This window comes from Micromonospora sp. NPDC005710, assembly GCF_040630995.1.
In the GTDB taxonomy this organism is placed as follows: Bacteria; Actinomycetota; Actinomycetes; order Mycobacteriales; family Micromonosporaceae; genus Micromonospora.
On the sequence record NZ_JBEXYP010000006.1, the window covers coordinates 65059 to 78408 of the forward strand.

General features: G+C 71.4%; 14 protein-coding genes and 1 tRNA gene. 9 read left to right on the plus strand and 6 right to left on the minus strand.

The window, feature by feature from the left end:
- Positions 1–52: 52 nt before the first annotated feature.
- The 9 genes from ABZ406_RS10185 to ABZ406_RS10225 all read left to right on the plus strand — a co-directional run bounded on the left by ABZ406_RS10185 (position 53) and on the right by ABZ406_RS10225 (position 6560).
- A complete protein-coding gene (locus tag ABZ406_RS10185; protein ID WP_357758333.1) occupies positions 53–589 on the plus strand; it encodes a hypothetical protein in 537 nt (178 codons plus the stop codon).
- Positions 586–1008: a hypothetical protein gene (locus tag ABZ406_RS10190; protein WP_357758336.1), complete on the plus strand. Its 423-nt coding sequence runs from the start codon at positions 586–588 to the stop codon at positions 1006–1008. Before ABZ406_RS10185 ends, ABZ406_RS10190 begins: the two co-directional genes overlap by 4 nt.
- Before the next feature lie 776 nt (positions 1009–1784).
- Positions 1785–2117 (plus strand): RRQRL motif-containing zinc-binding protein, encoded by a 333-nt coding sequence (locus ABZ406_RS10195; protein ID WP_357758989.1) that lies wholly within the window; start codon positions 1785–1787, stop codon positions 2115–2117.
- A 15-nt stretch (positions 2118–2132) separates the two neighbouring features.
- Positions 2133–2348 carry a hypothetical protein gene (locus ABZ406_RS10200; RefSeq protein WP_357758338.1) on the plus strand — a complete coding sequence of 72 codons (216 nt, stop codon included), beginning with the start codon at positions 2133–2135 and terminating at the stop codon, positions 2346–2348.
- On the plus strand, positions 2345–3235 hold the full coding sequence (locus ABZ406_RS10205) for a hypothetical protein (RefSeq protein ID WP_357758341.1): 891 nt from the start codon (positions 2345–2347) through the stop codon (positions 3233–3235). Before ABZ406_RS10200 ends, ABZ406_RS10205 begins: the two co-directional genes overlap by 4 nt.
- Positions 3232–4821, plus strand: a complete 1590-nt coding sequence (locus ABZ406_RS10210) for a replication initiator (protein WP_357758344.1) — start codon at positions 3232–3234, stop codon at positions 4819–4821. Before ABZ406_RS10205 ends, ABZ406_RS10210 begins: the two co-directional genes overlap by 4 nt.
- Positions 4822–4913: 92 nt before the next feature.
- Positions 4914–5117 (plus strand): hypothetical protein, encoded by a 204-nt coding sequence (locus ABZ406_RS10215; RefSeq protein ID WP_357758347.1) that lies wholly within the window; start codon positions 4914–4916, stop codon positions 5115–5117.
- A complete protein-coding gene (locus ABZ406_RS10220) occupies positions 5114–5302 on the plus strand; it encodes a helix-turn-helix domain-containing protein (RefSeq protein WP_357758349.1) in 189 nt (62 codons plus the stop codon). The genes ABZ406_RS10215 and ABZ406_RS10220 overlap by 4 nt, the downstream gene beginning before the upstream one ends.
- A 1-nt stretch (position 5303) precedes the next feature.
- Positions 5304–6560, plus strand: a complete 1257-nt coding sequence (locus ABZ406_RS10225) for a site-specific integrase (protein ID WP_357758352.1) — start codon at positions 5304–5306, stop codon at positions 6558–6560.
- A gap of 62 nt (positions 6561–6622) precedes the next feature.
- Here ABZ406_RS10225 and ABZ406_RS10230 read toward each other — a convergent pair.
- The 6 genes from ABZ406_RS10230 to ABZ406_RS10255 form a co-directional block, all read right to left on the minus strand.
- Positions 6623–6699: transfer RNA gene (locus ABZ406_RS10230), tRNA-Ala, on the minus strand.
- Positions 6700–6935: 236 nt separating this feature from the next.
- Positions 6936–7712, minus strand: coding sequence for a hypothetical protein (locus tag ABZ406_RS10235; RefSeq protein ID WP_357758354.1), 777 nt, complete (start codon positions 7710–7712; stop codon positions 6936–6938).
- A gap of 207 nt (positions 7713–7919) precedes the next feature.
- Positions 7920–8570: a GNAT family protein gene (locus ABZ406_RS10240; RefSeq protein ID WP_357758357.1), complete on the minus strand. Its 651-nt coding sequence runs from the start codon at positions 8568–8570 to the stop codon at positions 7920–7922.
- 111 nt (positions 8571–8681) lie between these two features.
- On the minus strand, positions 8682–9995 hold the full coding sequence (gene glp, locus ABZ406_RS10245) for a gephyrin-like molybdotransferase Glp (RefSeq protein ID WP_091394702.1): 1314 nt from the start codon (positions 9993–9995) through the stop codon (positions 8682–8684).
- Positions 9992–10957: a UTP--glucose-1-phosphate uridylyltransferase gene (locus ABZ406_RS10250; RefSeq protein ID WP_357758361.1), complete on the minus strand. Its 966-nt coding sequence runs from the start codon at positions 10955–10957 to the stop codon at positions 9992–9994. Before ABZ406_RS10250 ends, glp begins: the two co-directional genes overlap by 4 nt.
- A gap of 9 nt (positions 10958–10966) precedes the next feature.
- The gene (locus ABZ406_RS10255; RefSeq protein ID WP_357758364.1) at positions 10967–13321 is read right to left on the minus strand and encodes a diguanylate cyclase; all 2355 of its coding nucleotides are present in this window, start codon (positions 13319–13321) and stop codon (positions 10967–10969) included.
- Positions 13322–13350: the final 29 nt, after the last annotated feature.

Sequence of the window (13350 nt, forward strand, 5' to 3'; positions counted from 1 at the left end):
AAGCTGCCCGGTCTGCCGACCCAACCACCGCCCACGAAAGGACGTGGCCGCCATGAACCCTACCCAAAAACAGCCCACCACCCCCGGCGCGCTGGCCGACCTGACCCCGGCCGACATCCTGCGCTGCGCCGCCCGCTACCTGGAGATCCGAGGCTGGACCCAGGGCGACCCCTACGAGCTGGGCGAGCACGACTCGTTCCCGCCGGCCTGCACCCTCGGTGCCATCACCATGGCCGTCTACGGCCACCTCGCCAGCATCGAAGACCAGCAAAGCGGCGACGACGCTCCCGCGACCCTGCGGGACAGCACGGTCCGTTGCCTGGCTGACTTCCTCTCGCAAGACGGGCGCGTGCCCGACTTCGACCCCACCAGCGGCTCCTGGTACTCCACCAGCGAGGTCGTGTCGGACTGGAACGACGACGCCTCCCAAACCCTGCCCGATGTCCTGGACATCCTGCGCGCCTGCGCCGATGACTACGACTGGACCCACGCCACCGAAGACGACCTCGAAACCTACGCCGAACACGAGTACAGCCAAGAGCGGCTGCCGAACCGCGCCGGGTTCCTCGTCTGGCGGGCCACCCGATGAGCACCATCGCCGCGTTGCCGACCGGCAACGTTCACGCCGTCCTCGACCGCGCTGCCCTCTATCTGGGCCGCTACGGCTGGACCCCCACGAGTCTCTACGACGCCCACGACGCCTGCCCGGCTAAGTGCGCTTGTCACCGCACCGGCACCTACCCGGCGTCGATCCTTGGCGCGATTCGGGCCGCCGTGTTCGGTCGCCCCCGCTGGTACCTGACCGGCATCACCGACGCCGACCAGCGCTCCTACAGCGCCGCCGTCGAGTGGTTCAACACCTACCTCATCGCCGTCGGCCACGCCGGCCTGCACGCCCCGGTCTTCGACTGGGAGACCCTGCCCGGCCGCAAACCGGCCGACGTCATCGAGGCGCTGTGTGCCGCCGCCATCGCCTACCGCCGACACACCATCCGGAGGGCCGCATGAGCACCGCCGCCCAGATCACCGACGTGACACGTACGTGTCAAAACCCCGTCTCCACCGCCGCACTCGTCGGCGCGCTGGAAGCCGCCTGGTCCGCGATCCGCGACCAGCACTCCGAAGTTCCGGCCGCCGTTCTGGTGGTTGGCTCCGGCTCCCCTACCAAGGCGAGCCAGGGCATGAAGTGGGGCCACTTCGCCGCCCTGCGCTGGCAAGCCGGCGAGCAGCAACTGCCCGAAATCCTCATCTCCGGTGAAGGGCTGTCCCGCGAACCGGAAGCGGTGTTCACCACGCTCCTGCACGAAGCAACCCATGCCCTCGCCGACGTACGCGGCGTCCAGGACACCTCCCGGCAGGGCCGCTGGCACAACAAGAAGTTCGCCACCCTCGCCGCCGAACTCGGCCTGTCCACCACCAAGGACGACAAGCTCGGCTACTCGCCCTGCACCCTGACCGACCTCACCCGCGCCCGCTACCGGCCCGCTATCGCCGGCCTGGCCGTGGCGCTGGGCTTCTACCGCCACCCGGAACCGACCGGGGAAGGCAAGACCCGCACGAACAACAACAACGGCGTCTCGTGCGAATGCGAGTGCCCCCGCAAGCTGCGCATCTCCACCGCCGCCTTCGAGGAAGGCCCGATCGTCTGCGCCCTGTGCTCGGCGGCGTTCCTGCCCGAGGACATCGACCGCGACACCTACGAACACCCCACCTTCACCACCGGCACTCCTGCCGGCGACGACGACCAGGACCAGGACGACGCCGACGACGACGCGGAGGACCCGATGGTCTTTTACGACCCGACCGGCGAGCGCTACGGCCTGCCGACCTACCCCTTCAAATTCGCCCCCGACGGGCTACTGACCCGCCGGCAACTACGTACCCGCGACCTGCGCCCCGGCGGCCAAGACCCCGCCGCGCAAATCATGTGGCGTCGCGGAAAGCGCGTCGCCTACCTGTTCCGCCTCGACCTCGCTCTCCCGAAGCGGACAGCGACCCCCGCCCAACGAGCGGCCATCGACAAAGCGCTCACCGCGCGGCGCACCTGCCCCGACTGCGGCCAGGTCAAGCCCTACTACATCCCCCGCCGAACCGGCACCTGCCTCGACTGCGACTAGCCGAAAGGACCCGACATGTTCCGCTACATGATCTCGTTCAACTACGAAGCCCCCACCGGCATCGGCTTCATGACCTTCGAACTGCCCTGCAAGCGGCAACTCCGCTCCATGGCCGACGTCTCCAAAATCATGAACGACCTGCGCAGCCAGGGCTACATCAACGCCGTCGTCCTCGGCTTCTCCCTCTTCGCCGACCCCACCCCCGCGCCCGCCCCACAGGCGGCGTCATGACCACAACCAATCTTCGTCCCACCCGCTGGGCCTACCTCGGCCTCATCCTCGGCGGACTCGTCTCCGTCGCCGCGAACATCGCCCACTCCTTCATCGCCCCCAAGGGCGCACCGCAGAACTGGACCCCGGAACCCGGCGCGGTTGTCTCCGCGATCGTCTGGCCGCTGTTCCTGTTCATCGCCATCGAAATCCTTGCCCGCACCCCGTGGCCTTCGGGCTGGGGATGGGACGTCCTGCGCTGGGTCGGAATGCCGCCCGTCGCCCTGGTCGCCGCGTTCGTGTCCTACCAACACCTGTCCGGACTCCTGCGTCACTACGACGAAGGAACCCTCGTCATCTGGTTCGGTCCCGTCGCCGTCGATGGCCTGATGCTCATGGCCACCGCCGCCCTACTCGCTACCAAACACACCAACACCCGGCCCACTGAACTCGTCCCGGCACCTGCGCCGGCCACCCTCGCCGAGGCGTCGTCATCCGACATCCCCGCCTCGCCGACGGTCCGCCCGGCCGCCGCGACCCCGGCCACCAACCCCACACCCGAGAACGCGCCACCTGCCCACGAACCCATCAACCCGCCCACCTCTGGCGAGGACACCGACCCCCCGACGACGGTCGAGCCCACCCCGGACAGCACCGAGAAGGACCCGACTCCGGCACCCGCCGCGCCTGCGGTAGCTGCCGGCCCCGCACCCGCGCTGCTCTCCGGAGCCCGGATCGTCGCCACAGCTCACGAGCGAGCCCACGGTGAACCCATCACCCCCGGCCAACTCGCTGTGCGACTGCGCGTCCCCACCCACACGGCCGCCGACATCCTGACGGCCCTCACCAACCCGACCACGATCAACGACAAGACCCACAACGGCACCGCTGTTGGAGCCACCGCGTGACGTCCTCGACGTTGCCTCTCGCGCCCGAAACCACCACGGTTTCGGGCACGGGAGCCTCCGCTGAGTCCGCCGACTACTGGCCCTGGGCTGCACCCACCACCGGCACCCGCAACCCCGCCGCTGACGGGTGGGTACACGGCCACGACCCCCGCACCGTCGCCTCCGGCCGCGCCCGCGCCCAAGACCCCGACTACCCCGAATGGCTCGGCCACGTCCGCGCCGCCTCCGCCTGCAAGCACCCGATCCGCCTCGCCGGGCAAATCCACGTCAACGACGCCGACGGCAACCGCATGGCCACCGTCGACACCGACGACATGCCCGACGGGGCGATCTACACCCCCTGCGGCAACCGCCGCGCCGCTGTCTGCCCGTCCTGCGCCGAGCTGTACCGCCGCGACACCTACCACCTCATCAAAGCCGGCCTGCAAGGCGACCGATGGGGACTACCCCCGCTCAACGAACACATCGCCATCTTCCTCACCGCCACCGCCCCCTCGTTCGGACCGGTGCACCACCGGGTCGTCAAGGTTCACGCCGCGGACTGCCGCAAGAAGGACGGCTGCACCTGCCGGGCCTCGGTCTGCCACCCCTTCGGCCGCACCTGCCCCCACGGCGTGGAGCTGCGCTGCGGCCAGCGGCACAAGGCCGCCGACACCCACCTCGGGCAGCCGCTGTGCCTGGACTGCTACGACCACACCGGCCAGGTCGTCTGGAACCACGAAGCACCCGAGTTGTGGCGCCGCACCATCCAGCAAGCCGACCGGGAACTACGCCGACTCGGCCGCACCCACGACGTCGACCTACGCCGCCGCTACATCAAGGTCTACGAATTCCAGGTACGCGGCGTCATCCACTACCACGCCTTGATCCGTCTCGACGGCTACAACCCCGACTGCCCGGAGGCGATCGTTCCTCCGCCCTCGGTGGTCACCCGGGACATGTTCGAGGCTGCTGTCCGAGCCGCGTTCGTGAAGACCGCCTACACCTCCGCTGGCCACCCCGACAACGGCGGGCAGGGTTGGTACATCGCGTGGGGTGACAAGGGCCTGGACCTCAAGCACGTCAACGCACCCGGCCACGAGGTCAACCTCGCCCAGATCACCGGCTACATCGCCAAGTACGTCACCAAGAGCACCGAAGTAACCGGCCTGAGCCTGCGCCGCGTCGACGACCTCTCCGTCGAAATCCACGGCGACCCCGGCACCCACCTCGGCCGGCTCATCCGCGCCTGCTGGGACATCGGCGAGCACCCCGACTACGCCCGCCTTCGCCGCTGGGCGCACCAGTTCGGCTACGGCGGACACATCGCCACCAAGAGCCGCGCCTTCTCCGTAACCCTCGGCTTCCTCCGCCTCCAACGCACCATCTGGCGACGCACCGAAGGCCACCCGCACACCTGGGACGACGAGCAAACCGAACGCGTCATCTACGAACTCGGCTACCAAGCCACCGGCTGGATCACCACCGGAGACGCCCTGCTCGCCAACACCGCCGCCGCTATGGCCCGCGCACAACACCTGGCCGGCATCGACGCCCTGGCCGACGAACTCACCGCCGCCCGCGCGGTCCAACCCCTGGCCGCTTGACACGTACGTGTCAACGCCCGTGAAGCCGTTCCTTGAAAACTCCACAGCGCACGCAACACCCCCACCCACCCACCCGATCCGGAAGGAGCGCCATGCCCACACGCACCCGCCCCCTGGTCGCGGTCCGGCTCATCGGCCCGACCGCCACCGTCACCGCCCACGCCGCCACCATCGCGGCCCAACTCAGCGCCTACTACGGCCGCGACCGGGTCACCTGCCGCACCAGCACCCGGCCCGCCGGCTACAGCGGCGAAAGCCGCACCTACATCACCATCACCCGGAAGGAGCCACGATGACCGCACCCACCCCACTCCCGGACCTCTGGTCCATCAGCGACACAGCCGCGTTCCTGCGCATCCCCGTCGGCACCCTCTACCAATGGCGGCACCGCCGGACCGGCCCGCGTGCCTTCAAGGTCGGCCGACACCTGCGCTACGACCCAGCCGACGTCCGGGCCTGGCTGGAAGACCAGGCGGCCTGATATGGCGATCGATGACCTTTGGTACCTGACCAAGCGCGGCCCCAACAAGGAGCGCTTGAAGTCCAAGCGCTACGGGCGCGGTAAACGGTGGCGCTGCCGGTATGTGGACCGCAACGGGGAAACCCGGGAACGTCTCTTCGACCGGAAGGTTGACGCGGAAGACTGGGATGCCAAGGCCCGCGCTGGGATCGCCGAGGAAACCCGGATCGACCAGGGAGAGCGCCGGCTGACGTTCCAGGACTACGGCGAGCGATGGCGGTTGTCCCGCCAGATCAGTCAGGCCCTCGACTACCAGCGCCACACCGAATCCCGGCTACGCCACCACCACTACCCGCACTTCGGCGACCGGGCTATCCGCGCGATCACCGTCACCGACGTCCTGGAGTGGGTCGCCCGACTGCTCCAGAACAACGTGGCGCAATCCTCGGTGAAAACGTACTTCGACCTGCTGAACAACATCATGAATTCGGCCGTCGCCGACAAGGTGATCCCCGACAACCCCTGTAAGTCGATCCGGCTTTTCGCGATCCTGCGAGGCTTCTCCCGCTCGCCGAAGTGGGTACCGACCGATGACGACGTGCTCGCCCTGGTCGACGTGGTGCCCGACGAGTATCAGGCGGCGATCTGGGCCGGCGCGGGCGAGGGAATGCGACTTGGGGAAGTCCTCGGCCTGGAGAACAGCTCCCGGTGCATCGATCCGGACCGTCAGGAACTGCATGTGGTTCAGCAACTGCGGTTTCACAAGGTCGCCTACGGTGGCTTCTACCTCGCCCCGCCGAAGGCAGGCTCAGTCGGGGATGTGGACCTGGACGACTACGTTGCGGCCATCTTCGCCCAGCACGTCCGCGCGTACCCGCCCGCCCTGGTCGAGCTGCCCGACATCACCGCCGGCACCCCCGACCCGGGCAAAGAGCCCAAGCGCCGGATGGTCCCGCTGCTGTTCACCGACGACCAGGGGCGGCCGATCCATGACCAACGGTGGTCGCAGATGTGGCAGCTCTGGCGCGAGGCGGCTGGCTGGCCCGATGAGGGCACTTTCCACTCCCTGCGGCACTACTTCGCCACCCGCCTGATCACCTCGGGTGCCGACCCCACCGACGTGCAGAACGCGCTACGGCACTCCAGCCTGCGGATCACGCTGGAAACCTACGTGCACTGGTGGCCCAAGAAGGACCGCCGCCGCAACATCATCAGCGGCGCGCTGCGCGACGCGAGCGCCAAACGAAAACAGGGCCCGAGGGCCCTGGATTCTCGCTGATCTGTGCCGGATCTGTGCCCGCTGATCTTGCTAGCGGAATTTTCCCAGGTCGTACGTGTTGCTGGTGGAGCTGAGGGGATTTGAACCCCTGACCCCCTCGATGCGAACGAGGTGCGCTACCAGTCTGCGCCACAGCCCCCCACCGGCGAACCGGCTTCGGTCCCACCCGGCTTACACCGGGCGGGCCGGGAGCAAGGCTAACAGGTTGCTCGTCCCCACCGCGAATCCGCCCCCGGTGCGGCGCTCCACCCCGCCCTAAGATCCACTCGGGTTCCTGGAAGTCGGGGCATCCCGGACGCCGCGACCCCCCAACTTCCAGGAACCCGAGTCGATCAAGCGACCCAGGGCACGGCCCGGACCAGGGCACGGCCCGGGTCAGGCGCCTCGGCCGGCCTCGTAGGGGCGGCCACGGAGGCCACCGGCACGCCGGTACGAGACCGATCCACCATTGACCGCCGCCGGCAGGTCTCCGGGTCGGTCCAGGCCCATCGCGGCTCGGCGTACTCCTTCGCGCTGGGCGGCCAGGCGGCGCTGCGCCTCCCGGCGGGCCGCGGCCCGGCGGGCCTGTTCCCGGCGCACCTCGGCCTGCCGGGCGGCCAGCCAGGCGGCTTCCCGGGCTCGGGCACGGCGGCGGCGACGCCCGGCGAGGGCCTGGCCCCGCAGGTGGACGACGTACAGGGCCAGGAGCAGGAAGGTGACGCCGAAACCGACCCAGAAGCCGGGGCTGACGAAGAGCACGCCGATCAACTCGACGACGTTGAGGAGCAGCAGGGCGGCGAGCACCCGGCGACGCCGGTACACGGCGGGGGTGTGCTGTCGGCGCGGCGGCGGACGGCGACGGGACCGCTTCGGTGCGGCGGGCACGGCGCGCAGCCGACCGGAGCGTCGGACGGCCGGGGGTGCGGAGACCGGCGGGCTCAACACACCGGTAGTCGCGTCCTCGCTGAGGGTGACGATCAGTGAGCGCGGAGGGTGGACGGGTTGCCGTCCCGGCACAGTACGGCGCCGCCGACGGCGCTGGAGCACCCGCGCCGTCGACTGCGCCCGCTCCGCCACCAGCCGCTCGGTGGCGTCGTACCGGCGAACCAGCGCCGGGGCCAGGGCGAGCAGGCCGGCGGCGGCGAGGACGGCGAGGAGCACCGAGGTCGGCACCCTCACCCCTCCCGTCACCGAATTCGAAGCAACCGCCATCCGACCGCAGGATCTTCCACTGATCACGTCTGGAGGCGTGGATCGTCCGGCCGAGGAGCGCTTGCCGCAGCTTGCAGTTACTTGAGGTTACGGCGCACCGACCGGGATGCCACCGCGCCGCGCCGATCCCGTCCGTGGGACGAGCCGGGAGGACGTCGCTGAATCCTCCTACCGCGCGGTGGCGCGTACCCGATGCCAGCGGGCCAGCAGACCACCCTCGGGGACGATCTCCTCACTCGTCATCGCGTACCCGATGTGGTCCCGCCACGCGCCGTCGATGTGCATGTAGCGCACGTGGTACGACTCCTCGCGGAAGCCCAACTTTTCCACCACCCGACGGGACGGCCGGTTCTCCGGGCGGATGTTGACCTCCACCCGGTGCAGGCCGCCCGGGCCGAACGCGTGGTCCACGGCGAGCGCCAGGGCCGTCGGGATCACCCCCTGGCCGGCGACCCGGGCGTCCACCCAGTAGCCGACGTAGCCGGAGCAGAGCGCCCGCCGCACGATGCTGCCGACGTTGATGTGCCCGACCAGCCGGTCCCGGTCGGCCTCACGCAGGCAGACAGCGAACGGCATGCCCTCACCCTCACGGGCCGAGCGCCGCTGGTCACGGTGGACCCAACGGAATGCGGCTGGCGAGTTCATCTCGTCCCAACCGCCGGGCAGCGACGACTCCCACGGCGCCAACCAGGCACGGTTGGCCCGCCGTACCTCCGACCAGGCCGCCGCGTCGGAACGGCGGTAGGGCCGCAGCAGCACCGGGCCGTCGGCCAGCTCCACCGGCCAGCCCGGTGCCCGCGCGGGTCCGAAGAGGCTCACCGGCACAGTCTCCCGCGCGGGACCGTGTCGCGCGCAAGTGGCCCCGCCGCTGTCACAGCGGACCTCCGCCGACCGTCCGGCGCGGGCCGTGGGCGCACCGGCCGGGGCAGGTCACCGGCGGCGGTCCAGCAGCAGAACGTCCACGGTGGAGCCGGCGGCGGCCGTGGTGACCCGTTCGCCGAGCACCAGCAGCCCGTTGGCCTCGGCCAGGCCGGAGAGGGTGAACGGGCCGCCGCTGAGCGGCTGGACCGTGTATCCGCCGCCGCGTCGTTCGGCGACGTGCGCCGGCCGGAACTCGCGCAGCCCCGTCGGCGACGACACGGTCTCCAGCAGGTGCGCCCGCACACTGGGTCGGAACACCGGCTCGGCACCGGCGAGCAGTTGGATGGCGGGACGGGCCAGCACCTCGAAGCCGATGAGCGCGGCACCCGGGTCGCCGGGCAGGCAGACCACCGGCACCTCCTCGGCGCCGACGGTGCCGAACCCGAGCGCAGTCCCGGGATAGAGCGCCACGTCGGTGAAGGTGACCGGCCCGGCGCGACCGCCCTCGCGGCGGGACAGGATCCGGCGCACCATGTCGCCGGGGCCGGTGCCGGTGCCACCGGTGGTGATGATCAGATCGGCGCGCAGTGTCTGGTCCTCCAGCAGCCCGCGCAGCCCCTCCGGGTCGTCGTCGCAGATCCCCACCCGGTACGCCAGTGCGCCCACCTCGGCCGCCGCGGCGGTCAACGCGTGCGAGTTCGCATCGACCACCTGGCCGGGTTGACTGCCCCGGCCCACGTCGACGAGCTCGTCCCCGGTGGCCACGATGACCACCCGTGGACTGGGCCGGACCACCACGTGCCCGATGCCCGTCGCCGCGAACACCGCGACCAGGGCCGGGGACACGTAGGTGCCGGCTCGGGCGAGCAGTGTGCCGGCGGGCAGCTCCTCACCGGCTCGGCGTACCCCGTACCCCCGTTTGGGGGTGCGGAAGATCTCCACCGCGGCCATGCCCTGGTCGGTCCACTCGACCGGGACCACGACGTCCGCGGCGACCGGCAGCGGCGCCCCGGCGGCCACCGAGAAGCACGAGCCGGGGGTGAGCCGGACCGGCCGCCAGCTCGCGGCACCGAGATCGCCGACCACGTTCAGCCGAATGGTGCGGCCACCGGGCGTGCCGGAGGGGGCGGGGACGTAGCTCGGCCCCCGACCCCCTCCGGAAATGTCCTCCCAGCGCGCGGCGTAGCCGTCCACGGCCGCCTGGTCGAAGGCCGGGAAGGCGTGCGGCGCGACGACGTCCTCGGCGAGGACGTTGCCGTGCGCCTGGGTGAGGTCGAGGTCGAGTGGCGGCAGCGCGCGCAACCTGCGCAGCACGCTGCCCAGGTAGTCGGCGAGAGGCGTCAACTCGTTCGCGGCCGCCTCGGCGTCGGCCGTCGCTGTCATGTACCAGATCCGCCTGCCGCGTCGGCCTTGACGAACTCGGCCAGCCAGGATCGGAACTCGGCACCCAGGTCGTCGCGCTCGGCGGCGATCTGCACCACCGTCTGGAGGTAACCCAGCGGCATGCCGGTGTCGTAGCGGGTGCCCCGGTAGACGATCGCGTGCACCGGAACACCCTCGGTGCGCAGCAACTCCATCGCGTCGGTCAACTGGATCTCGCCTCCGCTGCCCGGCTTGGTCCGCTGGATGGCGTCGAAGATCCGGCCCGGCAACACGTAGCGGCCGAGCACCGCGAGGTTGCTCGGGGCATCCTCGGGCTGCGGCTTCTCCACCATCCCGGTCACCTTGACGACCTCACCGATGTCGGTCAGCTCCGACTCGGCCGGCTCGACGGAGGCGATCCCGTACCGCTTGGTCTCGGCGGGGTCGACCTCGAAGAACGCGAGGACCACACCGCCGGTGCGGGCCTGCAACTCGAGCATCGCCGGCAGCAGCGGCTCGGACGGCTTGACGAACTCGTCGCCGAGCAGCACCGCGAAGGGCTGGTCGCCGACGTGCGACTCGGCGTACCCGACGGCGTGGCCGAGCCCGAGCTGCTCGGGCTGCCGCACTGTGTAGATCTTGGCCAGTTCGCTGGGCCGACGCACCGCCGCCAACCGCTCGGAGTCGCCCTTCTCCTCCAACCTGGTCTCCAGGTCCGGGCGACGATCGAAGTGGTCCACCATCGACGTCTTACCCCGACCGGTGATCAGCAACACGTCACTGATGCCGGCCTGCGTGGCCTCCTCGACGATGTACTGCAACACCGGCCGGTCCACCACCGGCAGCAGTTCCTTGGGGACCGCCTTCGTGGCCGGCAGGAACCGGGTGGCCAGTCCGGCGGCCGGGATGACGGCCTTGACCGCCAGGGGACGGCCAGTTGCGGCGGCGACCGTCGATGAGGGGTTCGCTGAGTGCTCCGACATGCCGCGAGACTATCGGCCACGGCTCTGCCGCGGCGGGTGTGGCCCAGAAGACGCGCCGCCACCCGACCCCGGCCGCGCCACGTCCGGGCCGGCGCGCGCCCCGCCCGTCGCGCTGTCAGATGGGTCCTCGTCCGGTTCTGGTCGGGCCTGCGACGGACCCGCCGGCGATGATTCCGGTACGCCCACCGCCGGGTCGGACCGGGCGGGCCCGCCCGGCTCCCGGACGGCCTGCACCGGCTGGCCGGCGCGCGGCAGCCCGTCGGGTGGGGTCACCGCACCGGCGAGCACCGGAATCTCCCGGGTCGGCAGATCCGAGCGCGCCTCGGCGATCCGGTACGTGTCGCGGCCCGCCGCCTTGGCCGCGTAGAGAGCGTCGTCGGCGGCCTCCAGCACCTCCCGCCCGGTGCTGCCGTGGTCCGGGAAGACAGCGATGCCCACCGAGACTGTCACCTGGACCGGCCCGGCGTACGCCTCGACGGCTATGGGCGTGTCGCGGACCGCCGCGCCGAGCCGTTCGGCCACTATCGCCGCGCCCCGCGCGTCGGTCTCCGGCAGCAGCAGCACGAACTCCTCACCACCCTGGCGGAAGGCCAGGTCGACCTCACGAATCTCCCCGCGTACCCGCCGGGCGAACTCGGCCAGCACGGTGTCCCCCGCGGCGTGCCCATAGGTGTCGTTGACGTCCTTGAACCGGTCCAGGTCCAACGCGAGGACGCTGAGCATCCGCCCGAAGCGGCTGGCCCGTTCCACCTCCCGCCGGATCGACTCGCGCAGGTAGCGGTAGTTCCACAGCCCGGTGAGCGGGTCGGTGAGGGAGAGCCGCTGCGCCTCCTCGTGCACCCGGACGTTGTCGACCGCCACCGCCGCGTGGCCGGCGAAGGTGCGCAGGGTGGCAAGGTCGTCGTCGTCGAACTCGTCGGCGCCCAGCCGGTCGTAGAGGGCCAGCACCCCGAGCGCGGCCGCCGCGCCCGCCTCGTCGACCGGCCCGGATGGTCCGCCGAGGCCGGCCGTGGCACCGCCGGGCGGGGCGGCGAACGGCACCGCCACGTACGTGCGGCAGCGCGGCTCACCCGTCGGCGCCTCGGTCGGCTCCGCGCGACCCCGCTGCGGTTCCCCGGTGGCGGCGACCTCACCGACCACACCGACGCCGACCGGCACCCGGAGCGTCGGCGACCCGTCCGCCTCCTCGGCCGGCCAGCGCCCGTCCAACCCCTCGGTGCACTGCGCGACGAGCACCCCGCCGGTCTCCACGAGCAGCACGGCACCGGCCCGCGCGCCGGTGGCCCCGATGGCACTGCGCAGGATCACCCGCAGGATGCGTTGCAGGTCGTGCGTGCTGGCCAGGGTGTCGCCGAGCACCGCCAGGTGCCCCCGCAACTGGTCCCGGTTACTTGTCAACGCCGCGACGTAGGAGCCGGTCTCCCGGGTCATCCGGTTGAACGCGGCGGCCAACCGCCCCAGCTCGTCGCGACTGCGGACCGGCACCCGGGCAGAAAGGTCGCCCTGGGCCACCCGGTCGACAGCGCCGGCCAGCTCCGCCAGCGGACGGGTGGTCACCCGGGCCAGCCGCCACGCGGCCAGCACCGCGAGCAGTCCGGCCAGCACGACCGCGCCGACCAACGTGGCGTGCAGCCCCGGCGGCCGTTCACTCGGCACGGAGAGCACAAGCGGCAGCGGCTGCGCGTCGGACGGCCCGAGCCGCCGCACGTACCGGCCCTCGTTGGTCTCGGTGACCTGCTCGCCCCGGACGCCGACGGCGGCGGCCAGCACCGCGTCGCGGACGTCCCGGGACTCGGTCGTGTGGGTGACCCGCGCGGCGCTCGCCCCACTGTCGAGCAGGGTGACCGCCACCCCGGTCACCGCCGCCAGGCGGGCCACGAAGGCCGGGTCGACACGTTGCGCGGCAGTCACAGTGCCCAACCGGGTGCCGGCGCGATCGTGCAGGTCGACCTGGGCGGCCAGCGCCCGGACCGGGCTGGTCGGGGTGCCGTTCGAGTCCCCCATCGTGCCCTCGGTGGAGCCGGCGCAGTGCTGCCACGGGGTGGACGGCGCACCGGGCGAGACGTAGCTGACCTGGCCGGCCACGTCGGTGATCAGCACTGCGGCGGCCAGACCCCGGCCGACCAGTTGCGCGGCGGCCGCGGCCGGCTCGGCTGTGAGCGCCACCGCGTCGGCGGTGGCGCGTAGCTGCTGGCAGAGCGCGTCGACCGAGGTACGCACCGTGGACGCCGCCACCGCCAGCCGCTCGGTCGAGCGGCTGCGGTCGACAGCCGCCACGGTGGAGGCGACGAACAGCGCGCCGAGCAGGACCGGCCCGAGCACCACCACGAGGAAGGCTGCCGTCAACCGCCCGCGTAGCGTCACTCGGTCCCCCCGGAAGTTCCGCCTCCGTT